The 24,505-nt window shown below is 70.0% G+C and carries 16 protein-coding genes; 4 read left to right on the top strand and 12 right to left on the bottom strand.

Annotation, left to right across the window (positions count from 1 at the left end):
* Nucleotides 1-22: 22 nt before the first annotated feature.
* The 4 genes from ACFWH5_RS04180 to ACFWH5_RS04195 all read right to left on the bottom strand — a co-directional run bounded on the left by ACFWH5_RS04180 (nucleotide 23) and on the right by ACFWH5_RS04195 (nucleotide 4,782).
* A complete protein-coding gene (locus ACFWH5_RS04180; protein ID WP_378832099.1) occupies nucleotides 23-2,437 on the bottom strand; it encodes a heavy metal translocating P-type ATPase in 2,415 nt (804 codons plus the stop codon).
* A 41-nt stretch (nucleotides 2,438-2,478) separates the two neighbouring features.
* Nucleotides 2,479-3,411: a heavy-metal-associated domain-containing protein gene (locus ACFWH5_RS04185; RefSeq protein ID WP_378832101.1), complete on the bottom strand. Its 933-nt coding sequence runs from the start codon at nucleotides 3,409-3,411 to the stop codon at nucleotides 2,479-2,481.
* Entirely contained in the window at nucleotides 3,411-3,620 is a 210-nt protein-coding gene (locus tag ACFWH5_RS04190) for a heavy-metal-associated domain-containing protein (RefSeq protein ID WP_378832104.1), read from the bottom strand. The genes ACFWH5_RS04185 and ACFWH5_RS04190 overlap by 1 nt, the downstream gene beginning before the upstream one ends.
* A 133-nt stretch (nucleotides 3,621-3,753) precedes the next feature.
* On the bottom strand, nucleotides 3,754-4,782 hold the full coding sequence (locus ACFWH5_RS04195) for a diguanylate cyclase domain-containing protein (protein ID WP_378832106.1): 1,029 nt from the start codon (nucleotides 4,780-4,782) through the stop codon (nucleotides 3,754-3,756).
* A 148-nt stretch (nucleotides 4,783-4,930) separates the two neighbouring features.
* On the opposite strand from ACFWH5_RS04195, the gene ACFWH5_RS04200 reads away from it, so the two are divergent.
* Nucleotides 4,931-5,644 (top strand): EAL domain-containing protein, encoded by a 714-nt coding sequence (locus ACFWH5_RS04200; RefSeq protein ID WP_378832109.1) that lies wholly within the window; start codon nucleotides 4,931-4,933, stop codon nucleotides 5,642-5,644.
* On the opposite strand, the gene ACFWH5_RS04205 is transcribed toward ACFWH5_RS04200, so the two are convergent.
* The 6 genes from ACFWH5_RS04205 to ACFWH5_RS04230 all read right to left on the bottom strand — a co-directional run bounded on the left by ACFWH5_RS04205 (nucleotide 5,606) and on the right by ACFWH5_RS04230 (nucleotide 13,672).
* Entirely contained in the window at nucleotides 5,606-5,839 is a 234-nt protein-coding gene (locus ACFWH5_RS04205) for a hypothetical protein (protein ID WP_378832111.1), read from the bottom strand. The two genes, ACFWH5_RS04200 and ACFWH5_RS04205, sit on opposite strands and share 39 nt — an antisense overlap.
* The gene (locus ACFWH5_RS04210) at nucleotides 5,836-7,263 is read right to left on the bottom strand and encodes a glycosyltransferase (RefSeq protein ID WP_378832113.1); all 1,428 of its coding nucleotides are present in this window, start codon (nucleotides 7,261-7,263) and stop codon (nucleotides 5,836-5,838) included. Before ACFWH5_RS04210 ends, ACFWH5_RS04205 begins: the two co-directional genes overlap by 4 nt.
* A 67-nt stretch (nucleotides 7,264-7,330) precedes the next feature.
* Nucleotides 7,331-10,201, bottom strand: coding sequence for an ATP-binding protein (locus ACFWH5_RS04215; RefSeq protein ID WP_378832114.1), 2,871 nt, complete (start codon nucleotides 10,199-10,201; stop codon nucleotides 7,331-7,333).
* 68 nt (nucleotides 10,202-10,269) lie between these two features.
* On the bottom strand, nucleotides 10,270-10,530 hold the full coding sequence (locus tag ACFWH5_RS04220) for a hypothetical protein (RefSeq protein ID WP_378832116.1): 261 nt from the start codon (nucleotides 10,528-10,530) through the stop codon (nucleotides 10,270-10,272).
* Between the two features lie 107 nt (nucleotides 10,531-10,637).
* The gene (locus ACFWH5_RS04225; protein WP_378832117.1) at nucleotides 10,638-11,921 is read right to left on the bottom strand and encodes an alpha-L-fucosidase; all 1,284 of its coding nucleotides are present in this window, start codon (nucleotides 11,919-11,921) and stop codon (nucleotides 10,638-10,640) included.
* Complete coding sequence (locus ACFWH5_RS04230) at nucleotides 11,918-13,672, bottom strand: beta-galactosidase family protein (protein WP_378832119.1); 1,755 nt, start codon at nucleotides 13,670-13,672, stop codon at nucleotides 11,918-11,920. Before ACFWH5_RS04230 ends, ACFWH5_RS04225 begins: the two co-directional genes overlap by 4 nt.
* Nucleotides 13,673-13,766: 94 nt before the next feature.
* Between ACFWH5_RS04230 and ACFWH5_RS04235 the strand changes: the two genes are divergently transcribed.
* Nucleotides 13,767-14,798, top strand: a complete 1,032-nt coding sequence (locus ACFWH5_RS04235; RefSeq protein ID WP_378832120.1) for a LacI family DNA-binding transcriptional regulator — start codon at nucleotides 13,767-13,769, stop codon at nucleotides 14,796-14,798.
* A gap of 75 nt (nucleotides 14,799-14,873) precedes the next feature.
* Here ACFWH5_RS04235 and ACFWH5_RS04240 read toward each other — a convergent pair whose 3' ends face one another.
* Nucleotides 14,874-19,211 (bottom strand): endo-alpha-N-acetylgalactosaminidase family protein, encoded by a 4,338-nt coding sequence (locus ACFWH5_RS04240; protein WP_378833541.1) that lies wholly within the window; start codon nucleotides 19,209-19,211, stop codon nucleotides 14,874-14,876.
* Nucleotides 19,212-19,418: 207 nt separating this feature from the next.
* On the opposite strand from ACFWH5_RS04240, the gene ACFWH5_RS04245 reads away from it, so the two are divergent.
* Nucleotides 19,419-22,154, top strand: coding sequence for an alpha-N-acetylglucosaminidase TIM-barrel domain-containing protein (locus tag ACFWH5_RS04245; protein ID WP_378832121.1), 2,736 nt, complete (start codon nucleotides 19,419-19,421; stop codon nucleotides 22,152-22,154).
* A gap of 21 nt (nucleotides 22,155-22,175) precedes the next feature.
* Here ACFWH5_RS04245 and putP read toward each other — a convergent pair whose 3' ends face one another.
* Nucleotides 22,176-23,690, bottom strand: coding sequence for a sodium/proline symporter PutP (gene putP, locus ACFWH5_RS04250; RefSeq protein ID WP_378832123.1), 1,515 nt, complete (start codon nucleotides 23,688-23,690; stop codon nucleotides 22,176-22,178).
* A 109-nt stretch (nucleotides 23,691-23,799) separates the two neighbouring features.
* Here putP and ACFWH5_RS04255 point away from each other — a divergent pair, with 109 nt between their 5' ends.
* Nucleotides 23,800-24,468 carry a DNA alkylation repair protein gene (locus ACFWH5_RS04255; RefSeq protein ID WP_378832125.1) on the top strand — a complete coding sequence of 223 codons (669 nt, stop codon included), beginning with the start codon at nucleotides 23,800-23,802 and terminating at the stop codon, nucleotides 24,466-24,468.
* Nucleotides 24,469-24,505: the final 37 nt, after the last annotated feature.

Raw genomic sequence — 24,505 nt, forward strand, 5'->3', positions numbered from 1 at the left:
CGTGGCCGTGCCCGTGGTCGTGTCAGCGGAACGACCGCAGTCGAAGGCTGTTGCCCACGACGAACACGCTCGAGAACGCCATCGCCGCGCCGGCGAGCATCGGGTTCAGCAGCCCGAGCGCCGCGAGCGGGATCGCCGCGACGTTGTACCCGAAGGCCCAGAAGAGGTTGCCCTTGATCGTTCCCAGCGTGCGGCGGGACAGCCGGATCGCATCCGCCGCCGCGCGCAGGTCGCCGCGCACGAGGGTGACGTCGGATGCTTCGATCGCGACATCCGTGCCGGTGCCCATGGCCATGCCGAGATCGGCCTGTGCGAGCGCGGGAGCGTCGTTGACGCCGTCGCCGACCATGGCGACGACCCTTCCCTCGGACTGCAGTCGCGAGACCACGGCGACCTTGTCGGCCGGAAGCACCTCGGCGATGACCTCGTCGATGCCGACCTGCGTGGCGATGTGCCGCGCGGCCGCCTCGTTGTCGCCGGTGAGCAGCACGGGCGTGAGCCCGAGCGCCTTCAGGGAGGCGACGGCTCCGGTACTGGTCGCCTTCACCTCATCGGACACGACGATCACGCCGCGCGCCGCTCCATCCCAGGCGACGAGCACCGCCGTCTGACCGGCCGCCTCGGCCTCGGCCTTGGCGACCAGCAGGTCGGCTGACGGGTGGATCGCCCAGTCCTCGAGCAGCGAGAGCCGGCCGACGAGCACCGCCCGCCCTTCGACGACGCCGGTGACACCGCGCCCCTCGACGTTCTGGAACGTCTCCACGGTGGGCAGCCCCCGCCAGGGGTCAGAAACGGCCGCATCCAAGCCCTCGAACACGACGTTCTGCGACCCCTCACCGTGGGAGTCCCGCAGCGCAGCATCCGCCACGTCCCGCGAGGGGTCAGAAACGGCCGCATCCGGACCCCCGGACACGACGTTCTGCGACCCCTCGGCGGGCGGCGCGGCCGACAGCGCGCGTGCCGCGATCGCACGGGCGATCGGATGCTCGCTGGCGTGTTCGAGGGCACCGGCCACGCGCAGCAGCACCGCGGCATCCGTCCCCTCCGCGGGCACGACCGCGGCGACGCTCATCCGACCCTCGGTCACGGTGCCCGTCTTGTCGAGCACGACGGTGTCGACGCGGCGGGTGGACTCGAGCACCTCGGGTCCCTTGATGAGAACGCCCATCTGGGCGCCGCGGCCGGTGCCCACCAGCAGCGCGGTGGGCGTGGCGAGGCCGAGGGCGCACGGGCAGGCGATGATGAGCACGGCGACCGCGGCGGTGAAGGCGGCGGATGCCGGGAATCCCGCCCCCAGCCACGCGCCGAGCGTCGCCACCGCGATCGTGATGACGATCGGCACGAAGACGCCGGAGATGCGGTCGGCGAGGCGCTGCACCTCGGCCTTGCCGGTCTGGGCGTCCTCGACCATGCGGGCCATCTGCGCGAGCTGGGTGTCCGCCCCCACCCGGGTCGCGCGCACGACCAGTCGGCCGCCGGCGTTCACGGTCGCACCGGTCACCGCGTCGCCCTCACCGGTCTCGACCGGTACCGACTCGCCGGTGATCATCGACCTGTCCACCGCAGACGAGCCCGAGACGACCACGCCGTCGGTGGCGATCTTCTCGCCGGGGCGCACCACGAACTCGTCGCCGACGCGCAGCTCGGACGTCGGGATGCGGGTCTCGACGCCGCCGCGCAGCACCGCGACATCTTTCGCGCCGAGCTCGAGCAGCGCACGCAGGGCGGCTCCGGCGCGACGCTTGGCCCGCTTCTCGAAGTAGCGCCCGGCGAGCACGAACATGGTCACGCCCGCGGCGACCTCGAGGTAGATGTTGGCGGCACCGTCGCTGGGCGCGATCGCCAGCGAGAAGCCGTGCGTCATGCCCGGCTCGCCGGCGGTGCCGAGGAACAGTGCATACAGCGACCACAGGAACGCCGCCGTGGTGCCGAGACTGATCAGCGTGTCCATGGTGGCGGCGCCGTGGCGCAGATTCACCCACGCGGCGCGGTGGAACGGCCACGCCGCCCAGACGATCACCGGCGCGGCGAGCGTCAGCGATGCCCACTGCCAGAAGGTGAACTGCAGCGCCGGGATCATCGCCAGCAGGATCACCGGCACCGACAGCACGATCGATCCGACCAGCCGGTGACGCAGCGAGCGCAGTTCGCGGTCCTCCGCCGTCTCGCCGCCATCGCCGCGAGGGCCGTCGGGCGGGGCGGGCAGGGCCGCCGAGTACCCGGCGTTCTCGACCTCGGTGATCAGCACCGCGGGGTCGATCCGCCCTTCGACCGTGACCTGCGCCTTCTCGGTCGCGTAGTTCACCGTCGCGGTGACGCCGTCGAGCTTGTTGAGCTTCTTCTCGATGCGCATCGCGCACGAGGCGCAGGTCATCCCGCCGATCTCGAGATCGATCCGGGTCTGTGCCGTGCCGTCCGGCAGGGCAGTGGTGCTCATGGTCATGGCTCCTGGTCGGTGCGTGGTGTCACGGCGTGGCGTCAAGGCGTGGTGTCGACGACGAACGGCACGGAGTGCACGGTGCCGTCGACCCGGAAGTCGAAGTAGAGCAGGTAGCGTCCCGCCGTCGGCACGGATGCGGTGAACGACACGTCGGGCCCGGCGGCGTCGCCGTCATGCGGGGCGGCACCCTCGGGGTGCACGTGTGCGTAGCCGAGGTCGCCCTGTCGGAGCGCCACAAGGTGCCCGAAAGCGCCGAGGTACGGCTCGAGGGTGGTGACCGGTGCTCCGTCCCGGATGACCGACACGGTGAGGTCGGATGCCGAGCCCGCGACGAGATCACCACTCAGCCGCACCTCGTATCCGGCGATTTCCGCATCGCGGGTCGGCGCCGGAGCGACGGGACGGAACTCACCCGCGACATCAAGGGTTCGCGAGAGGGTGACACCCTCGGCGCCGGAGGCCGCGAAATCCGCGAACACCCGGTACGAGCCGGCTTCAGTCCACGACCAGTCGATGGACCAGCGTCCCTGTGCATCCCGTTCGGGGTGAACGTGACGGAATTCGGCGCCGTCGGTGCGCACCACGATGAGGTGCAGTTCCTTGTCATGCTCCGGGGTGTAGTCGACGACGGGCTCACCGTGCGCGTCGACGATGCGGAAGCTCAGCACGCCGCTCTCGTCGACGGCCGTCGGTGCGGTGATCGCATCGAGCGCGTAGCCGGCCTCGGCGAGGGCGAGTCCGCCGAGGTGTCCGGCCTGCGCCGAGGGATCATGGCCGCCGTGCTCGCTCTGCGTCGACGGCGCGGGTGAGTGCGCGGGTGCCTGCGTGTGATCGGCCATGGTGGTGCCCTCCTCTGTGGTCCAACCGGCGGCGATGCCCTCGGGCGCGATCGCCCCCGAGGCGGCTGCGGCGACGCCGAACACCGCCACCAATCCCAGGCCGAACAGGCCCAGGCGTGCCGCGGCATTCATCAGGCCGGCACCGCCTGGTATCCGGCCTCGTCGACGGCCGCGATGATGGCGTTCGGGTCGACGGATGCGGTCGAGCTCACGACGAGCATCCCGGTCTGCGCGCTGACGTCGATGCCGTCGACACCGGCGACTTTCGCCACCTCCTCGCGGACGGACATCTCGCAGTGGCCGCAGGTCATCCCGGTCACCTGGAACTGGGTCGTGGTCATGGTGTCTCCTCACGTTCACGTACCCGGGCGGGGTACTTACGAGCATACAACAGGGTACCCCCTGGGGGTATTCCCGGGAGATCGTGATCGTCGGAGAAGTGGCGGAACGGCCGCATCCGTCGACGGGATGCGGTCAGACGCCGCGCTTGTCGCGGTACATCGCCGCGTCCGCCCGGCGCAGCACGGCGTCCGCGGTGTCGCCGGCACTCCACTCGGCGATGCCCCACGACCACGGGTGGCTGGCGATGAGCCGCATCCGGCGCAGCATCTCCGCCGCCTCGGCCGCCGAGGTCTCGGGCAGCAGCATGGCGAACTCGTCGCCGCCGAGCCGGCCGACCAGATCGCTCTGGCGCGACAGCGACATCCACTGCGCGACGACGCTCTTCAGCACCGCGTCGCCCGCGTCATGCCCCTCGCCGTCGTTCACCGCCTTGAAGTCGTCGAGATCGAGCACCGCGATCGACAGCGGACGGCCCTTGCGTGCCGCGCGGCGCACCGCGTCCTGGATGTGGAACGCGAAGCCGCGGCGGTTCAGCGCCCCGGTCAGTTCGTCGGTGTGCGTCTCGATGCGCACGCGGTGGCGCAGGAAGAGCCCCATCTCGAGGCACATCCAGGTCAGCAGCACCGCGCCGATGATGTTCGCAGGACCCAGCAGTCCCGGCCCCGCGACGCCGTCGACGGCGGGCCCGCCGAACGGTCCCGCGCCCATCGCCACGCTCACGGAGACGACGATGATCAGCTCGACGATCCGCCCGATCCGCGCGCCGTAGAACCATGCCAGGTACATCGCCATCACCGGCAGCTCCTGGATGCTCGCCACGGCGTTCTGCCGTTCGTCGGAGAACCCGAGGTAGTACACGGCGATCGCCGCATGCGCGACGACCATCACGAGCCCGAACCACTGCGGCAGGCGCACGCCGGCGAGCAACACGGCTGCGGCGACGGCGAGGCACACGAGCATCAGTCCGGCCGAGAGCAGGATCTCGAACGTCGAGATGTCGTGCTCGGTCAGCTCGAGCACGAACAGCATCGCGAAGAAGATGCAGATGATCGCCGTGACCACCGAGTAGATCGATGTGCGCTTGCGGGCCCTCTGCAGCCACCCCAGCCTCAACCAGGCGAGGTCCTGCGCGTCGGCGGCGCGAATCCCCTGCTCGACCACGTCGTGCTCCCCTTCCGTCCCCGATACGGTGCGCGTCCCCGCTGCCAGGCTACCCCGCCCGTCGCGACGAGCCGTTCACTGCGGTCCTCAGAGCATCGCCGGGCATACACTGAACCGTGACCTGCCCCCTGAGGATCGCCGAGGCTCGATGACGCACCCGATCGGCGCACGAGCGCACTTCCAGCCGATCGTCGATCTGCGCCTGATGCGCCTGGCCGGATTCGAGGCGCTCGCCCGGTTCGACGACGGCGTCTCGCCGTTGGAGCATCTGCAGGCCGCCGAGAGAGCGGGCGCCCGCGCGCAGCTCGAGTTGCGCCTGATCGAGGGCGCCGTGACCGACGCGTCGGCTCTGCCGCGCGAGGCGTTCGTCACGCTGAACGCCTCGGGTCGGACGATGATCGACCCGTTCCTCGCCGAGCTGTTGCAGCGCGGTGAGCGCTCGTGGGGGCTGGAGCTCTTCGAGGGCTCTCCCCCTGAGGAATGTGTGGCGGTGCGCGAGCAGGTCGACCGTCTGGGTGGGTTCCTGCTCATCGACGACGCCGGTGCCGACTTCGCCGATGAGAAGCGCATCCGCGATCTGCGCCCCGACATCGTGAAGATCGATCGCGGTCTGTTCTGGGAGTCGCTCGCGGATGCCGCCGGGCGTGAACGTCTCGATGGCATCCTCGCCGCCGCGGATGCCGCCGGCGCCCGCACCCTCGTCGAGGGTGTGGAAGACGCCGGCCAGCTCGACGCGGCCAGGGCCCTCGGCGTCGACTTCGCGCAGGGGTATCACCTGGGCCGGCCGACGCCGGTCGAGGATGTGCCCCAGATGCTCGCCGATCTACAGCGGCGCGTCGGGGTGGATGCTGCGGGTCTCTGACCGCCGGCTCGCCCCGGTGTGCCCGCGACGGCGCCACTTGGGCAGCACCTTGATCATGCCCAGCACGACGTAGATGATCGTGTTGATCGCCACGAAGGTCGCCAGTACGCCGAACCAGTCGGTGTACAGCAGCGACTCGGGCAGCAGGATGCCGGCGGGCACGACGTGCGCCGCCCCGGAGACGATGCCGATCATGAGCGGACCTCCGCCTTGCTGTGATCGACGTGCTTCCAGGTTGCACGTCTGCCGAAGGCGATCTCGAACACGCCCTTGAGGAAGGCGAGGTTCAGGAAGCAGTCGTAGACCAGCTCGGGGAACACGAGCGCGGCGACCAGTCGGGCGCGCCAGCCTCCGCGCCAGGCGGTGACGACGCGTTCCACGGCGAACAGCGCCCCGATGCCGAGCCAGAACGGGAACCACACCCAGGTGTCCATCGCCAGCAGCATGAGAGCGAGCAGCGCGAAGTACGCGAACAGGGCCAGCACGCCGTAGCCGATGCCGATCTGCTGGCCCCAGTACCGCAGCGTCTGCGGGGTGACGCCGTACGCGCCGAGGTTCTCGAGTGCGCCGCGCTGCCAGCGCAGGCGCTGCGCCCACAGCATCCGCCAGGTGGGCATGAGCTCGGTGACGACGCTGCACGGCGTCGGCGAGGTGGTGAGCCCGCCGAGCGACTTGATGGCGATGGTCAGCTCGTTGTCCTCGGTGAGCGCGAGAGTGTCGTAGACCTCACCGCGGATGCCGGGGATCTGGTCGCCCCGCGCCTCGGCGACGGCGCGCAGTGCGGCCGAGCGGAACACCGACGCCGTGCCGGTGAGCACGAAGACGCGCCCGTCGCGGCGGCGGATCTCACGCTGGTACCGGGTGTACTCGTTGCGCTGGAACTGGCCGAGGAGCCCGTGCCCCTCTTCTCCTTCGAACAGCCCGCCGACCGCCATCAGTGCCCTGTCGTCGGTGAAGCGCCGCGCCGCCTCGGCGAGGAAGTCGCCCCCGATCTGACTGTCGGCGTCCATCACCATCACGGTGTCGTTGTCGCCGAGCTCGGGCAGCAGGTTGGCCAGCGCCTGGTTGAGGGCACCGCCCTTCTTGTGGACGTTGCCGACGGTCTCGAACACCTCCGCGCCGTGCGCGCGGGCGACGGCGACCGTGCCGTCGGTGCAGTTGTCGGCCACGACGATCACCCGCTGCGGCGGGCGCGCCTGCTGCTGCAGCGAGGTGAGGGTGTGCGGCAGCGACTGCTCCTCGTTGTGCGCGGGAATGAGAACGGTCACGGTCACGTCGCCGGCGAACTCCCCGCGCGTGCGGGTCATGACGGCGCGGGGTGCGAGCGGCAGGTTGGTGACCTCGGCGCCGGCGCGGCGATAGCGGGCGGCGACCACCCGCTCGCTCACCACGACGAGGGCGACCATGAGCAGCGCGATGCCGACGGCGGCGGCGAGCACGCCGACGTGGGGCAGCTCGGCGCTGTACATCACCTGCCACGCGCCGGCCAGCGTGACGCGCACCGGATGCCACAGCGCCGGCGGATCGGTGACGGCGATGCCCCACCAGAGCAGACCGGCGGCGGCGAGCACGAGCACGATGACCGCCAGGCCGACCGTACGCTGGAAGAACCGGTTCACATCATCCTCTCCGCCCCAGCTCCCCAGCCCTGGCGATCACTCTACCCAGACCGGCGCGAATCGCCGGTCAGGCGTCGACGAGCGAGCGGTGCCGGGCGGCGGCCTCGGTGCGCGTGGCGGCGCCCAGCTTGCGCAGCACGGCGGAGACGTGCACGCTCACCGTCTTGATGCTGATGAAGAGCCGCTCGGCGATCTGGCGGTTACTGAGGCCCTCGGCGAGCAGCTCGAGCACCTGCTGCTCGCGGGCGGTCAGCCTGTCCGGCGACTCGGCGCCGTCGCGGCGGAGCGCGGAGGCGCTCAGGCCGGTGGCCTCGGCGAACTCCGCGATGTCGTGCTGCAGGCGCGCGTGGCCGATGCGCTCGGCGATCAGCGCCGCCTCGGCGAGCGCTGTGGCCGCCTCCGGCCGGTCGCCACGGTCGGCGATCAGCCGGCGGGCGAGCTCCAGGCGCACGAGTGCCGCGAGGGAGGCCGGCATGTCGTCGCCGCCGGCGACGGGCTCGGCGTCTCGCAGCGCGGCGGCATCGCCGTGCAGCAGGGCGAGCAGCACCTCCGACCACCCGGCCGGGTGCAGACCCTCGGGCAGCCGCCGCCAGGCCCGCGCCACGGAATCGGCGAGCGTCGCGGCCTCATCGGCGGATCCCTGCGCGCGCAGCGCGGCGACGACCGCCCCACCGTCGAGCAGCAGCCGGGCGGCGTGGGCCAGTTGGGCCCCTTCACCGTCGAGAAGCTCGGCGAGCACCGCCGCCGCGCCTTGCGCGTCGCCGGCGGCCAGCCGAAGCGCGATGTCGGAGGCGAGCAGGGAGTACTGCACCTGCCGCTCGATGACTCCGACCTGGCGCACGACCGGCAGCCACTCGTCGAGCAGTGCTCTCGCCTCGTCGACGCGTCCGCGCCAGGCGAGCGCACGCACGCGGGTCATCGTCGTGTAGACGCGGAACACCCGGTGAGTGCGGAAGGTCAGGTCGCCGGCCAGCAGACTCTCGGTGCGGGCGATCTCGCCCAGCTGCAGCAGGGGTTCGGCGAGGTTCTGGGTGAGGATCGACCCGCTGGTGCGCTCCACCCCCAGCGTGCGGGCGTGCTCGATGCCCTCTTCGGCGACGCGCACGGCCTCGCGGTGCCGGCCGAGCAGGTACAGCGAATCGGAGTAGTTCACGCGATAGCGCATCTGCGCGGTGCTGCCCTCGGCCCGCTCCCACGCCAGGCGGTAGTCCGCCAGGCCGCCGGCCACGTCGCCGGTGTGCATGCGGCTGCCCGCCCGGGTGTTCGCGGCGATCGACATCTGGTCATGGTCTTTCACCGCCTCGGCCAGGCGATAGGCCTCGTCGGCGGCGGCGATCGCCTCGGAGAACTCCCCGGCCACCATGTGGCGTCCGGCCAGCAGATTGAGCAGCGTGGCCCGCAGTCGGTCATCGTCGAGCCGGCCGGCCATCGCGTCGAGGGCCTGCCGGAGCAGGTCGATCGATCCCGGGCGTCCGAGGTTCTGTAGGTAGAGCGCCTTGTCGCGCAGCAGCCGGGCGTACACGCCCACGTCGGCCGTGGCGGGATCGACCTCGTCGAGCGCGAGGCCCACCACGGACAGGGCGCGTTCGCCGTCGCCGGCGTTGCGCAGGATCGACCCCAGTCGCGCGAGCAGCGTCACTCTCTCGATGCCGGCGGCCTCCGCCGCATCCGGCACCTGCTCCCACAGTTCGAGGGCGAGTTCACCGAAGCGCGCGGCGGTCGAGAACGCGTAGCTGGTCTTGGCCCGCTCCATCGCGCCGATCGCGGCGATCAGGGCGCGGCGGGCGTCGTGCGCCTGGTGCCAGTGGAAGGCGAGGGCCGCCTCGTGGCAGCACTCGCCGTCGGCGGCGCGCCTGTCGAGCGCCTCCGCATAGGCGCGGTGCAGCCGGGCGCGCTCACCGGGCAGCAGGTCGTCGTGCACCGCCTCGCGCAACAGCGCGTGACGGAACCCGTAGGAGTCGTCCGAGCGCACCGCGAGCACCGCCGCACCGGCCGCCTCGCGGATGCCGGCGTCGAGGCGCTCGTCGGGCAGGCCGGCGATCTCGCTGAGCAGCTCATGGCCGACGGCGGCATCCGAACCGGACACCGTGCGCACCACGCGCTTCGCGTCGTCGCCCAGTGCATCGAAGCGCACCAGCAGCAGATCGCGCAGCGACTCGGGCAGTGGGCCCGCGGCGTTGCACGACAGCTCTTCGACGAAGAAGGGCACGCCCTCCGAGCGATCGAGCAGCCGGGCGAAGACGGCATCGTCGATCGGGCCGTTCAGCGCCTCGATCATCGTGCGCACCTGCACGGCGTCGAGCCGCGCGAGCGTCAACCGCTCGAGCAGTCGCGCCCGTTCCGCATCGACGAGGAAGGAGCGCACCGCGCCACCGCGCCGCACCTCGTCGACGCGGCAGGTGATGACGAACAGCACCCGGTGCCCGGCGATCACTCGCAGCAGGAAAGCCAGCGTCGAGAGGGTCGCGTCGTCGGCCCAGTGCAGGTCTTCGATGAGCACGACGACAGGGCGCCGTGCGGCCGCCGCCTCGAGAACGTTCGCGATGGCCTCGCGCAGGCTCTCGGGTGCGGCCTTCGCGCGGTCGAACGGCGCCTCTCCGAGTTCGGGCAGCAGCAGGCGCAGCGCCTCACGGGCCGGGCCGGCGGACTCGGCGGCGGTGTCGCCCAGGTCGGCGAGTGCCCCGCGCACGATCGACGGCAACGGGGTGTACGGCGCCGGCGTGGAACCGTAGTCGAGGCTCCAGCCGCTCAGCACGAGCGCCGATCGAGACGCCCGCTCGCGGAACTCGCGCAGCAGACGTGACTTGCCGATGCCCGCCTCCCCCGCCACGAGCACGGACGCGACCTCGCCGGCCGAGGCGCGCTGCAGCGCCGCCTCGAGCAGCTCGAGCTCGGCGTCGCGGCCCACCATGTCGGCGGTCGACGCGATGAGGGACATGCTCTCATCGTGCCACTCACCACCGACATCCGGGCCGCCTGATGCCGATGCGCGTTCGCGCGCGACGGTCACGCCGCGGCGGTCTCGCACTCGGCGCCGGCCGGACGGCGCTCCGCCGGCACGCGGGCCGGGGCGATCGTCGTGATCGGCGCCGCGTCCGTCTGCGGCCGCCGCGGGGCGATCGCCCTCATCATCCGGGCGATCACGCCGGTTCGCGGTCGGATGCGGTCGGTGTTCTCCGACAACACGCGGCGGCGCTCGGCCAGCTGCGCCGCCTGCTCCTGCTCGAAGGCAGTGACGCGGTATGCGAGGTACGGGTGCTCGTACATGGGATTCTCCTCTTCCGGTGCATCCCTACACTCCTCGCTGAGGTGGTGGGCGGGCATCGGAAGGATTCCCTATCTTGCGGACGGCGGCGCCTCAGATGTGCGGACCGTCAGTGAGCGACGAGTCCGGTCACCGGGTCGGGCGGCTCGGTGGACGCCTCGTACCCGTCGGGAAGCTCCGGGTCGACGAGCTCCGCGTTCGCGCGGTAGACGATCACGGCCTCCACCCCGGCGCCGTCGTCCGCCTCCAGTCGGAACGACGAGAGGGTGACCGGCTCGATCACGTGGATGCGGCGCACGCCGACGGTTCCGGCTCGGACGATGTCCCGCCCGGCATCCGTGATCGCATGCCCGGAGATCCGCTGGCCGTGCTCGAGCGCCTCGCACAGCTCGATCTGCCCCACCTCGATCTCCTCGGGCAGCCGGACGTCCCACCGTCCAGGCGCACCCTTCACGACCTCGGCGCGGATGGGCCGCGCGAACCTCCGGTCGAGCTCGGCCCGCAGCTCGCGCACCCGCTCCGCATCCGCCGCATCGATCCTCCCCGAGACGTCGGGTGGCAGGTTCAGCAGCAGACCAGCCCCCATGCCGACGGACTGCAGGTAGATCGCCATCAGGTGCGCGATGCTCTTCGGCTCGTCATCCGGATGCCAGAACCACCCGCGCCGGATCGAGACGTCGCACTCCGGCGGGGCGTAGATGTGCTCGGTGAGCGCGTCGGCCCCGGTCACGTACTGGTTCAGCGCCAGCGCGTCGGTGACGTACTCGACCGGGTCGGCCGCCAGGCCGTCCTCGTTGCCGACCCAGCGGATCGTCGGCGCGCCCATGTTGAAGATCATGGCGTCGGGCTGATGCTGCTGCACGATCCGCATGTACCGTGGCCAGTCGTAGACACGCCCATCGGAGCCGGCCCCGTCGAACCACACTTCGGTCAGGTCGCCATATCCGGTCATGAGCTCGGTGAGCTGCGCGGAGTAGAGGGCATCGTAGGCATCGGCATCCGCATACTCCGGCGCATGCCTGTCCCAGGGCGACAGGTAGACGCCGAAGCCGATGCCCCTTCGCCGGCACGCCGCCGCGACCTCGGCCACGACATCGCCGCGGCCGGCACGCCACGGCGACGAGGCGACGGAGTAGTCGGTGGTCTTCGTGGGCCAGAGGCAGAACCCGTCGTGGTGCTTGGCGGTGAGCACCACGTAGGCGGCGCCGAGGTCGGCGGCGACGTCGACCCACTGGTCGGCGTCGAAGGCGGTCGGGTCGAAGATCTCAGGGGAGAGCGTTCCGTCGCTCCACTCGACGCCCGCGAAGGTGTTGAGACCGAAGTGGAAGAACACGCCGAGGCCGGCGCGTTGCCAGGCCAGCTGTGCGGCCGATGGCCGAAGCACTGCGCTCATGATCCGATGAACTCCTCCACCTCGCCGAAGTCGGGTTGCTCGCAGATCTCGACGGTCGCACCGAGCCGGTCGGTGTCGAGCACCATGATCTCGTTGCGTCCCGCACGCCACAGCGGTGCCGGTGCGTACAGGGTGACCTGCGGCCCCCGCTGCCAGTATCGCCCGAGCAGGAACCCGTTCAGCCACACCATGCCCCTCGCGCCGCCGGGAAAGGCGAGCCAGGCGTCAGCGGGCTCGTCGATGTCGAAGGATGCTGCGGCGAAGCCGTCCGCGCCGGCCGCTGCGGCATCCGCGGCGGGCACGGCATCCCGGGGCAGCATCCGGTGCTCCCATCCGTGCACGAATCGCCGGCCGACGAGCACGCCGCCGAGGACGCCCTTGTGCTCGCCGGTGAGGGCGCCGTAGTTGATGCGTCCGAGGCTCTCGGTCACGACCGTGAGCCGGCCCGCGCCGCCCGCGGCGGGGAGCGCCAGAGTCGCCGTGCCGTCGTGCTCGATCGTGCCGAGCCGCACGTCGTCGAGGAAGACGGTGGCGCGATCGCGCAGTTCGAGCAGCTGCAGCGTCGTGTCGGCAGGGAACGAGACCTGCGCCTCGTAGGCGACCAGGCCGTCCTCCGCCCCCAGCTGCTCGTAGCTGAGCGGCTGCGGCGCGGTCGCCACCATGGGCTGCGCGCGCACGACGTCGAGCAGCGAGGCGGTCGGCAGGAGCGGAGCGGATGCCGCCGGCTGGCGCCGCGGAGCATCCGGAATCGGCGGCAGATCCCCGTCGTGGAACGGCGCGAAGGCGGCGCGCAGCGCGTGGAACTTGTCGTTCAGCGTTCCATCCTCGCCGATCGGAGCATCCGAGTCGTAGCTGGTGACGGTGGGCTGCAGCAGCCTTCCGTCGTGGTTGGCGCCGTTCCAGAGCCCGAAGTTGGTGCCGCCGTGCGCCATATAGAGACTCACCGAGCCGCCCGCCTCGAGCAGCTCGTGGACCGTCGCGATCATGCTGTCGGCCGAGCGCACATGGTGCTTCTCACCCCAGTGGTCGAACCATCCGCCCCACAGCTCGCTGCACATGAGGTGGTGATCGTCGCGGCGCAGCTCGACGGCGAGGGGCACGCCGGTGCCGAAGGTGAAGGTGCCCATCGTGCCGGGGATGCTGCCGTGCTCGACCATGTCGGCCGTGGTGCCGTCGGCGGTGGTGAGCATCTCGACCATGCCGCGCGAGCGCAGCCCGTCGCGCAGGTGCGCGAGGTACGCGGCGTCGCTGCCGAACGAGCCGTACTCGTTCTCGACCTGGATGAGCCGGATCGGCCCGCCGTGCACCGCCTGCAGCGGTTCGAGTTGCGGGATGAGGGCGTCGTACCAGGCGTCCACCGCGGCGAGGAACACCGGATCGCTGGTGCGCAGGGCACGCGTGCGGCCGGAGAGCCAGGACGGGATGCCGCCGTTGGACCATTCCGCGCAGATGTACGGGCTGGGCCGCACGAAGACGTCGAGGCCGATCTCACCGGCCAGGCGGATGAACCGTGCGAGATCCCGCCAGCCGGTGAAGTCGACCTCGCCCTCGGTGCGCTCGTGGAAGTTCCAGGCGACGTAGGTGTCGACCGTGTTCGCTCCCATGGCCGCCAGGCGGCGCAGCCGGTCCTCCCACTGGTCGGGGTGGATGCGGAAGTAGTGCACCGCACCCGACAGGATGCGGTGCGGTCTGCCGTCGCGGAAGATCTGACCGTCGCGCCAGGTGAGCGCGGGGGAAGCGGGGGTGGGCATGCGGCTCCAGAGAATCGATGTTTGCGTTCACATTACCCCACGTCCGGTCGCCGACATCCCCGGATCGACGCGGGTGGACCGCTACCATGACCTCATGTCTCCCCGTCGCCCCGGCCCGGACCGCGCGCCCAATCAGATGGACGTGGCGCGGGCCGCCGGAGTCAGCACGCAGACGGTCTCGCGCGTGCTCTCCGGCCACCCGAACGTGCGCCCCGACACCGCACGCAAGGTTCACGCCGCCGTCGAGGCGCTCGGCTACCGCATCCACGCCGCCGCGGCCTCGCTGGCGTCCGGGCGGACGCGCATCCTGGGCATGATCGTCGTCTCCACCGACCGCTACTCGTCGGCCGCGCTCGGTGCGGGCGTGGAGAGGGCCGCAGCAGCGAACGGCTACACCGTCACCACCGCGGCGGTGGCCGATCACGCCTCCACCGCCGCGTTCCTGGAGGCCTTCGACCGGCTCGAGCGGCAGGGCGCGGAGGGGATCGTCCTCGGAGTGCCGGTCGAGCTCGACACCCCCGCGATGCGCGTCCGTGCGGATCGCACGCCCTCGACGCGCAGCGAGCGCGCGTCGATGCAGCCGGATGCGCCGCTCATCGTCGATCAGCATGCGATCGGCCGGCTGGCGGTCGAGCACCTGCTCGACCTCGGGCATCCGACGGTCTGGCACGTCTCCGGCGACGAGTACTGGCTCGAGGGCCGCCGTCGCCGTGACGCGTGGGAGGAGGCGCTGCGCGAGCGCGGCATCGTGCCGCCGCCCGTGATCCCCGGTGACTGGACACCGGAGTCCGGGTACCGGGCGGGGCGCACGATCGCCGCGATCCCCGATGCGACGGCGGTGTTCGTCTCCAGCGACGAGATGGCGTTCGGGCTGATCCGCGCGCTGCATGAGGCCGGCCGCCGGGTGCCGGAGGACGTCTCGGTGGTCAGCGTCGACGACATCGCGCTCGCGGCGTTCGCCTCTCCGGCGCTCACCACGGTGCGCCAGCCGTTCGAGGAGATGGGCCATGCCGCGGCGCTGCGCCTGATCGCCCACATCGAGGGACGCGATCCCGAAGAGAGCGTCTCGGACCTGCATCCCGAGCTCGTCGTCCGCGCGTCGACCGCGCCGCCGCCCTCCCGCTGACCCGCGCCAACCGCGTCGGCGAAATGCGCGAGGGGCGGATGCCGCGTGCGCAGCATCCGCCCCTCGCTCTTGCGACTACGCCGCGCAGGCGAGCTTCGCGTCGGCCCAGTTCGCGTGATCGCGGTAGTTCACGCCGTTGGTGTCGACGGCGAGCTCGAGCACTTCGACACCGGACACGTCGACGGAGATCGGGGTGCCGGGGTCGTCCCACGTGATCGATCCGGTGTCGTGCAGCACGTCGCCGTCGCCGATCACCCGGAAGATGACATCGCCCTCGCCCTTCTCGTCCTTCGAGTCGTCGAGCCCGACCGTGGCGGTCAGTGTCGAGCACTGCCCGCCCAGGAACACCGTCACCGAGGAATCGGCGTGCGTGCCGAGACCCTTGTCGAAGGTGACCCCGCCGATGGTGAGCGGCGAGCCGTCGCCGGCGGCGTCCTCCCCGTTCGACATGTCGCGCTCGACGGGGCCCCAGCCGTTGGTCTCGCTGAGGAACGGCAGGTCGCTGACGTAGGCGGTGCCCTTCGGCGCGGTCGGACCGCCGGGGTCCGGGTTCGCCACGTCGCCGCAGGTGAACTTCGCGTCGGCCCAGTCGGCGTGGTCATTGCCGTTGCCGTCGCCGCCGTCACCGGCGACGAGCTCGACGAACCGGCCGCCGGTGACATCGGCGGTGAGGGGGAAGGTGGTGCTGGTGGCCTTCATCAGCGGTGAGGTGACCACGGTGCGTCCGTCGACCTTCACCGAGAAGACCACCGAGCCGCGGCTGGGCTGCGCATCGTCGATCCCGACGCTCGCGGTGAACGCCGTGCACTGGCCGCCGAGGAAGTACTTCACGGTGCTGGCCGCGTGCGCACCGATCCCCTTCTCGAACACCTGGCCGTTCAGCGTCAGCGGCGTCCCGTCGCCGGCACCCTGCTCGCCGTTCGACAGGTCGCGCTCGACGGGACCCCAGCCGTTCGTCGCGCTGACCCAGTCGTGGTCGCTCGCGTACACGGTGGTGACCGGCGGCGTGGGCAGGGTCTTCACCGCGGTGATGCTCTGCACCGTCCGGGTGCCGATCGGATCGACGGTCGTGGTGTACGTCGCGGTGGCGGCGATGTCGTACGAGCCGTCCGCTTCGGCGGGGGCGGTGATCCGCCACTGCGTGGCCAGCGTGCCCTTCGGCGCGATGCTCGCTGCGGTCGCGGGCGTCACGGCCTCGGCCGTCCAGCCCTCGGGCACCTCGAGCGTCACCTCGACATCGGCGATCGGCGCGGGCTCGTCCGACACGAACGTGGTCGTGAACGTCGTCGGCGTGCCCTGCTGCACGACATCGGCACCGAGCTTGCCGCTCAGCTGCGCACAGGCAGGGATGCTCTCGGACGGCCCGAGATCCTCGACGAGGAAGTCGTCCACGATCAGGTCGGCGGCCCCGCCGGCGATCCTCTCCAGGCCGACGAATGTGTCGCCGCACAGGCTGGCGTCGATGATCTGCTCGAACCGGGTGGTCTCGTGCACCGCGCCGAACGGTGTGCGGGACGTCACGCGCGGACCGGTCGTCGAGTCGTACCCGGCGACCCAGGCGTACTGTCCCGCGGCCGTGGACTGGTGGTCGAACGACACGCGGTAACGGTGACCGGGTTCGAAGGGAACCGTGTACTCGGAGGTGCGGTACACCAGGCCCGAGTTCTCCTGGTGAGCCATCAGCGACCACTCGCCGTTCAGGATGTTGTCGATCAGCCGTCCGTTCCAGCCCTTCTGGGTGAAGTCGTTGCGCTTGGCGATGTGGGTGCGCGGGTCGGTGGTGCCACCGGCGTTGCCCTTGATGAACGGGCCCCATCCGGCATCCACGTCTTCGAAGTCCTCGCGGGCGATCACTCCGTCCCCGAGCTGGGGGGCCGTGGCCTTCACGATGCGGACGTCGTCGACGCGCACCGGGGCGTCACCCTCGCCGACCGTAATGCTCAGAACCGGCTTTGCGCCGCCCTTCGGCACCGTGAACGGCACCTTCAGGCGTTGCAGCGTGGTGCCGTGCCACTCGTCGGATGCCATGTAGTTGACGGCGTTCGACGAGTCGACCGTGATCTCGGCATCCGCCCCCTTCCTGCCGGTGTCGACGCCGAGCGTCGTGACACGGGTCTTGTCCCTGGCGATGCCGACCCAGGCGCTGGCGGTGTACTCGCCGGCGGGCAGGCCGTCCAGTCGCTGCGAGAGGGATGCGGTTCCCTCGCCGAACAGGGCCGAGCGGCGTCCGAGGTCGTCGCGTTCGACCGCCACGTCGCCCTTCGGGTTCCAGGCGTCGAGGTCGGTGCCATTGAACCCGGGGTCGCTGACAGGAGTGGCCTCGCCGAACGAGACCTTCTTCGGCAGTGCGCTGCCCGCGTGGGCGTTCTTGCCGGCGACGAGCACGTACGGCTGTCCCGGCTCGGCGTCGATGGTCACCGCGCCGTCGACCACACGGATGTCGGAGACCTTCGTGCGCCCTGCATCGTCGAGGGTGAACAGCTGCAGCGTGCGGTTCTTGCGGAAGTCGTCGGTGAGGGTCCAGGTGGTCTCGCCGCCCGCAGGGTTGTAGTGGTAGAGCTTGTCGATCTTGCCGCCGTCCTTCGACGCCCACGGCAGCAGGTAGCTGCCGCCGCGCAGCACCTCGGCGCCGTCGACCGTGATCGAGCGGTTCGCGGCCGTGGTGCCGGTGGCCTGCACACCGCCCTCGAAGTCGATGGCCTCATCCGTCCAGCGGGTGATCTCGTGGTGCTGCAGGAACTTCGCGGGGACGTTGGCCTGCCACACGTTCGTGAGGAAGGCGTCGAAGTCGTTCTGACCCGTCCAGCCTTCGAACTCGACGATGTGGCTGGTGCCCAGACGAGGATCCGGGTTCCAGACATCGGCCTGGGTGTTGTTCACGAACCGCAGGATCTTCGAGTTGACGCCCTTGTTCGTCGAGCCGCCGTACTTCTCGTCGTTCGCCCAGTGCGACCAGGTGTTGTTGGCCGAGAGCTTGTCGGCCCACTCCGACCCGATGCGGAAGCCGTGGTCGATCAGGGAGTCCTGCAGGGTCTTCGCCAGCCAGCCGTACTCGTAGTACACGTCGACGTAGACGAAGTCGAGGTTGTCGTGGGTGGCGTCGGCGAGTTCGCCGATGCGCTCGTCGAGCTGACCCGAGAGCCGGTCGTAGCGCTGGTCGATGTAGTACGACTGGTCGAGCCAGTTCCAGCCCGGCGCCTTCGGGTTCATGATCTCGTCGCTGAACGAGTTCGCCTCGGGGTAGATCTCGGTGGCGTTGATGTGCACGCCGAACGAGGCGTTCCACTTCTCGCCGGCCTTGAGCGCGTCGTTGAGCTCGTCGAGGCCTCCGGCGCGTTCGTTGAAGTTGTCGCCGTAGTCGGTGTTCGCCGAGTCGTGTCCTTCGCTGGTGTAGCCCTTGAGCATGGCCACCTGGCCGAGACCGTCGGTGTTCAACGCGATGCGCTTGACGTCGTCGAGGGTGCGCAGGAAGGGATGAGTGGCCTGCGAGGCGAAGTTGAACGGGATGTGGGTGATGACGTTGTCGGGCGTCTGATCGCCCTTGAACGGGGCGACGCGCAGGTCGCGCAGGGCGATCGCGCCGTCCTGCCAGTCGACGGCGCCGTCGGCGTTGGCGTCGGGCGTGATGGCCACTTTGACCCAGGGCAGGTCTTCGGTGTCATCCGACTCCGCGGCGCGATGCAGCCACTGGCCGCTGGAGATGCCGACTTCGACGTCATCGCCGTCCTTGACGGCCTGGCGCCAGAAGTTGCCGGAGTCCTTGTTCGCCGGCCCGGAAGACGAGTCGTAGAGCGCGTTGGTGGTGAACGCGGCGGCGAGCTCGCCGGTGTTCGCCAGGATCGTGTTCGACGAGACCGGCTTCGCGTCCAGCGGCGTCTCGGCGGTGACGGGGATGAACGTGTCTCCGGAGACCGCTCGGTCGACCGACAGGTTGGCGGCGGCGACGGCGGATCCCTCATCGGCCGACGACACGGTGACCAGGTTCTGACCGGGGATGCGCAGGGTGGTGACCTGCGTGCTGGGATCGTGGATGTCGGTGAAGGCCAGGGTGACGACGTTCTTCTTCACGCTCAGCCGGGCGGTGAGGCGCACATCGTCCACGCCGGTCGGAGTGAGCACGTACTCAACGGTGTGCGAGTCGATCTCGGTGTGCGTGACATCGACCGGCTGCGCCGTGCCGTTGATCTCGATCGAGGTCAGCACCGTGTCGTTGCCACGCATCTGGGCGCCAGTGGCGCGGTCGGTGTACTGCACGACCTGGGGGAAGCCGGTGGAGGCGTGCACCTCGAGCGCGCCGGTGCGCAGCACCACCTCGCCCTCGTCCGCCGCCAGTGCGGGGGCCGCGCTGAAGGCCGAAAGGCCGGCTGCGACGACGGCGCAGGTCAATCCCATCCCCGTCCAGCGTCTCTGCATTGTCTTCACCCTGTTCTCCTTCGAATCGGCGAGCTCGTGACGATAGTCGCAGAAAATGTTTGCGGAAACAAGGTTCGACCTCACGATGGCCCCTGGCCGTAGCTGGCTTTTGACAGCCATCCGGATCTCTGACTCTTGCGCGAAGACGCCGAGATGATCAGACTATGGGAACGCAAACACCGGGTCTCCCGGGCGAAAGGACCGAAGATGTCTCCATCGCCGCGCAGAGCAGTGCTCGCGCTGACCGCATCCGTCGCCACCGTCGTTCTCGTGGCGTTCGGAGCCAGTTCCGCAGCGCATGCCGGTGATCGTGTGAAGTATGCGAATCTGCGGGTTCCCGCGAAGACCGACAAGGTCCTCGAACCCGCCCGTGACGCGCTGGAGCGCATCCTCGGCGACAATGCCGGCGCATTCGATCTGGTGGCGCTGCCCGACGACGGCGCCGATCGGTACGAGGTCACCGCCAAGCGCAATCACGTGCGCATCGCCGCCACCGATCCCGCCACGGCCGTCGCGGCCGCCAACGCCTACCTGGGAACGGTCGGCCAGTCGGTCTCGTCGAACGTGCGCAACGTCGACACCGACGCGCGTTTGCCACTGCCCGACGAGCCGATCCGAGCCACGGCGAACGTCGCTCATCGCTTCTACGGCAACGACACGGAGGACGGCTACACGGGTGCATACCGCTCCTGGGAGCAATGGCAGCGCGAGATCGACGAACTCGCCGCGCTGGGCTTCAACGAGGTGTTCATGCCGGTGGGATCGGAGGCGGTGTACGTCGAGGTGCTGCAGCAGTTCGGGTACACGGCCGAGGAGGCGCGGGAATGGATTCCGCTGCCCTCGCACCAGCCGTGGTGGCTGCTGCAGAACATGTCGGGATATCCGGCCGGAACGAGCGAAGCGCTCCTCGAGAAACGCGGCGACCTCGGCCGGAAGATCGCCGACCGGATGCGAGAGCTCGGGATGACGCCCGTGCTGCCCGGGTACTTCGGCACCGTGCCGACCGACTTCGCCGAGCGCAACCCCGACGCCCGAGTGGAGCCGCAGGGCGACTGGGTCGGCTTCCGGCGTCCGGGTTGGCTCGACCCGAACACCGGCGCGTTCCCTCGGATCGCCTCGGCGTTCTACGAGACCTCCGAGCGGATGCTCGGCGCCTCCGGCGCGTACAAGATGGATGTGCTTCACGAGGGCGGCCGACGCGGCTCGGTGGATGTCCCTGCGGCCACCCGGGCCATCGAGGCCGCTCTGCAGGCCGCGCATCCCGGGGCGACCTGGGTGCTGCTCGGCTGGCAGAACAACCCGCCCGCCGACGTCGCGGCCGCGGTCGACCCGGCGACGACCTTCATCGTGGACGGACTCTCGGATCGTTACGACGACCGGTCTGACCTGGAGCGGCAGTGGAGCGGCGTGCCGTACGCCTTCGGCACGATCTGGAACTTCGGCGGTCACACGACGATGGGCGCCGAACTCACCACCTGGAACCAGCGCTACGACGAGTGGCGGAACAAGGACGGCAGCCGCGTCGAGGGCATCGCCGCCATGCCGGAGGGCGGACTGAACAACCCGGCCGCCCTCGACTTCTTCGCCGGTCTCGCCTGGCGGGAGGGCCCGGTCGACGTGGGTGCATGGTTCGACGCCTGGACCGAGCGCCGCTACGGCGTGCACGCTGCCGAGCTCAAGGCGGCATGGCGCATCCTCGCCGAGACGGCGTACACGCTGCCCGAAAACGACTCGTACAGTGAGGCGCACGACGGGCTGTTCGGTGCGACGCCGTCCCTGAGCGCGTCGCGCGCCGCGACCTGGTCACCGGGCTCCTTCTCGTACGACCCGGATCGCTTCGCCGAGGCGCTGGACCACCTGCTCGCCGCCGCACCGGCCGTCGGTGACAGCGCGACCTATCGCTACGACCTCATGGACGTCGCACGACAGGTGACATCCAACACTTCGCGGCTGCTGCTTCCGCAGCTGCAGGAGGCGTACGGCATGCGCGACCGCGACGCGTTCACACGACTCAGTGAGAAGTGGCTGGCGAACATGGATCTGCTCGACGCCATCGCGGGCACGCAGCCGCAGATGCTTCTGGGACGCTGGATCGCCGACGCCCGCGCGGCCGCTGAAGACTCCGCCGAGGCCGACCTGCTCGAGTTCGACGCCAGGGCGATCGTCACCACCTGGGGCGACCGGAACGCGGTGAATGCGGGACTGAACGACTATGCGAACCGCGAATGGCAGGGGCTCGTCGGCACCTACTACAAGGATCGCTGGAAGCGCTTGTTCGACAGCATCCAGACATCGTTCGACACCGGAAGACCGCCCGCACCCATCGACTGGTACGCGGTGGGCGCGGAGTTCACCACGTCGACGGATCGCTCACCGTTCCTGACGGAGCCCGATGGCGACATCGTCGAACTGGCGGGGCAGGCACAGGTCGCGCACGACGCCACGGCACGTGAGCTGCCCGCGCCGCCGACGGCCGGCACCCATTTCGTGTCCGACCTGCCGTTCGCCTCCATTGACATCAACCCGTCGTACGGCCCGATCGAGCGCGACACGGAGATCGGCGAAGCGGCGGCTGGCGACGGCCGGCCGATCCGGGTCGCCGGCGTGCAGTACGAGAAGGGGCTCGGCGTCAACTCGCCCACCACGATGTCCTTCCATCTCGGTGGGCAGTGCTCGCGATTCACCGCGACGGTGGGCATCGACGACATCATGAACAAGGTGGGTGCGAATCCGAACGTCGTCTTCCGGGTCCTCGTCGACGACGTGCTGCGGTACGAGAGCGGTGCGATGACCAAGGGCCTCTCCGACGAGGCATCCGTCGACGTCACCGGCGCAGAGACTCTCACGCTGGTGGTGGATCCGAACGCCGCCGGCTCGCCCGCCGGACAGGCCGAGTGGTGGGATCGCGCCGATTGGGCCGCAGCCCAGCTCGTCTGCGGTTGAGCGGCACGCGCGGTCTGCGACTCAGGGGGTGTCGCCGACCGCGTGCGGACGCGGCAGGGTGAGCATGGTGCCGGTGTCGGTGAACTCCTGCTGGATCTCTTCGTTGTGGCGGTAGGTGACCAGGCTCACCACGACTGCGGTGATGGTCGCGAGGACGAAGGCGGGCAGCAGTTCGTAGAGACCGGTGTTCAGCGCCTTCCAGATGAACACGGTCACCGCGCCGACGAACATCCCCGCCAGCGCGCCCCAGTTCGTGAGCTTCCGCCAGAACAGGCTCAGCAGGATGATCGGACCGAACGCCGCGCCGAAGCCGGCCCACGCGAACGACACCAGGCCGAGGATCGTGTCGTTCGGGGTGATCGCCAGCACGATCGCGATCACGGCGACGACGAGCACCGCGAGGCGCCCCATCAGCACCAGCCGCTTCTGCGACGGCGGGGTACGACGGAACACCCGGTACAGATCCTCGACCAGCGCCGACGAGCTCACGATCAGCTGACTGGAGATCGTGCTCATGATCGCGGCGAGCACGGCCGCGAGAATCAGACCGGCGACGAACGGATGCAGCAATGTCGTCGACATGATCAGCACCACTGTTTCGGGATCGCCCAGATCGATGCCCTGCGCCGCGATGTAGGCGATGCCGACGAGGCCGGAGATGATCGCCCCGAACATCGAGATGACCATCCAGGAGATGCCGATCCGGCGGGCGCTCTTCGCCTCCTGCGGCGAGCGCAACGCCATGAAGCGCACGATGATGTGCGGCTGACCGAAGTACCCGAGTCCCCAGGCGAGCGCGGAGATGATCGCGAGGATCGTGCCGCCGGTCACGGCCGTGCCGCCGAGGAACGACAGGTGCGCAGGGCCGGCGTTCTCGGAGATCAGCCGGCCGGTCTCGCCGAGGTCGCCGATCGCGATCACGGCGAAGATGGGCACGATGATCAGGGCGACGACCATCATCAGGCCCTGCACCACATCGGTGAGGGATGCTCCGAGGAACCCGCCGAACAGCGTGTACAGCAAGGTGATGCCGCCGACGAGCAGCATCCCGGTGAGGTAGTCGCCGTTGAAGGAGCTCTCGAAGAACTTGCCGCCCGCGACCATGCCCGAGGAGATGTAGAGGGTGAAGAACACCAGGATGACGAGGCCGGCGAGCACCCGCAGCATCCGGCTGGTGTCACGCAGCCGGTTCTCGAAGAAGCTCGGTACGGTGATCGAGTTGCGCGAGACCTCGGTGTAGGCGCGCAGCCGCGGTGCGACCAGCAGCCAGTTCAGATACGCGCCGATGGTGAGGCCGACGGCGATCCAGGCCTCGATGAGACCGGACAGGTAGATGGCGCCGGGCAGACCCATCACGAGCCAACCCGACATGTCCGACGCGCCGGCGCTGAGCGCGGCGACCCAGGGCGGCAGGTTGCGCCCGCCCAGCATGTAGTCCTCATGATCGGTCGTACGCCGATAGGCCAGATAGCCGATGAGCAGCATCGCGGCGAAGTAAAGCCCGAGTGCGACGTAGATGAAGATCTGGTCCGACATGGTCGTCCCTCCCGGCGGTGACGGCCACCGCCTGCGACCGATGATGCCAAACGCGACGTACGTCACGCCAGGCCATCTCACGCTGCCAGCGACCGCGTACCCTGGGTGCATGCCGTCGATCACCGTCGCCGAGGCCCTCGCCGATCTCGCCGCGCTCGAGGATCCCAAGGCCCGCGCCGTCAACGAACGGCACGGTGACGCGCACGGCGTGAACCTCTCGCAGATGCGCGCCCTCGCGAAGGAGATCGGCCTGTCGACCGAACTGACTCGCGCCCTCTGGCAGAGCGGTGATGTGGCGGGTCAGCTGCTCGGACTGCTCGTCGCGAAGCCGCGAGAGCTGTCGGCCGACGAGATCGACGGGATGCTGCGCAGCACGCGCAGCGCCAAGGCGCACGACTGGCTGGTGAACTACATCGCGAAGAAGTCGCCGCTCGCCGCTGAGCTTCGCGAGCGCTGGTTCGATGACGGTGACCCGGATGCGCGCGCCGCCGCGTGGTCGCTGACCACCGCGCGGATCGTGAAGGAGCCGGGGAGTCTCGACCTCGACGCCCTGCTCGACCGGATCGAGCGGGAGCTCACGGATGCTCCGGCGCGCGAGCAGTGGGCGATGAACGAGACGCTGGCGCACATCGGCATCCATGACCCGTCCCGCCGCGCCAGGGCACTGGAGATCGGCGAGCGGCTGCAGGTGCTCGCCGACTACCCGACGTCGCCGAACTGCACCTCGCCGTACGCGCCGGCCTGGATCGCCGAGATGGTGCGCCGCCGCGAAGGCTGAGGTCCATCCCTCGCGGCTCGAAGCAGCGCGGTTCGGA

Source organism: Microbacterium sp. NPDC058345 (genome assembly GCF_042723855.1).
Classification (GTDB): Bacteria; Actinomycetota; Actinomycetes; order Actinomycetales; family Microbacteriaceae; genus Microbacterium.

Excerpts from the sequence above, each read along its gene's own strand:
- ACFWH5_RS04200 (WP_378832109.1), top strand. The coding sequence starts at position 4,931 with ATGACGCACCCGATCGGCGCACGAGCGCACTTCCAGCCGATCGTCGAT.
- ACFWH5_RS04240 (WP_378833541.1), bottom strand. The coding sequence starts at position 19,211 with ATGCAGAGACGCTGGACGGGGATGGGATTGACCTGCGCCGTCGTCGCA.
- ACFWH5_RS04205 (WP_378832111.1), bottom strand. The coding sequence starts at position 5,839 with ATGATCGGCATCGTCTCCGGGGCGGCGCACGTCGTGCCCGCCGGCATC.
- ACFWH5_RS04245 (WP_378832121.1), top strand. The coding sequence starts at position 19,419 with ATGTCTCCATCGCCGCGCAGAGCAGTGCTCGCGCTGACCGCATCCGTC.
- ACFWH5_RS04190 (WP_378832104.1), bottom strand. The coding sequence starts at position 3,620 with ATGACCACGACCCAGTTCCAGGTGACCGGGATGACCTGCGGCCACTGC.
- ACFWH5_RS04215 (WP_378832114.1), bottom strand. The coding sequence starts at position 10,201 with ATGTCCCTCATCGCGTCGACCGCCGACATGGTGGGCCGCGACGCCGAG.
- ACFWH5_RS04230 (WP_378832119.1), bottom strand. The coding sequence starts at position 13,672 with ATGCCCACCCCCGCTTCCCCCGCGCTCACCTGGCGCGACGGTCAGATC.
- ACFWH5_RS04255 (WP_378832125.1), top strand. The coding sequence starts at position 23,800 with ATGCCGTCGATCACCGTCGCCGAGGCCCTCGCCGATCTCGCCGCGCTC.
- ACFWH5_RS04185 (WP_378832101.1), bottom strand. The coding sequence starts at position 3,411 with ATGAATGCCGCGGCACGCCTGGGCCTGTTCGGCCTGGGATTGGTGGCG.
- putP (WP_378832123.1), bottom strand. The coding sequence starts at position 23,690 with ATGTCGGACCAGATCTTCATCTACGTCGCACTCGGGCTTTACTTCGCC.
- ACFWH5_RS04220 (WP_378832116.1), bottom strand. The coding sequence starts at position 10,530 with ATGTACGAGCACCCGTACCTCGCATACCGCGTCACTGCCTTCGAGCAG.
- ACFWH5_RS04235 (WP_378832120.1), top strand. The coding sequence starts at position 13,767 with ATGTCTCCCCGTCGCCCCGGCCCGGACCGCGCGCCCAATCAGATGGAC.
- ACFWH5_RS04225 (WP_378832117.1), bottom strand. The coding sequence starts at position 11,921 with ATGAGCGCAGTGCTTCGGCCATCGGCCGCACAGCTGGCCTGGCAACGC.
- ACFWH5_RS04180 (WP_378832099.1), bottom strand. The coding sequence starts at position 2,437 with ATGAGCACCACTGCCCTGCCGGACGGCACGGCACAGACCCGGATCGAT.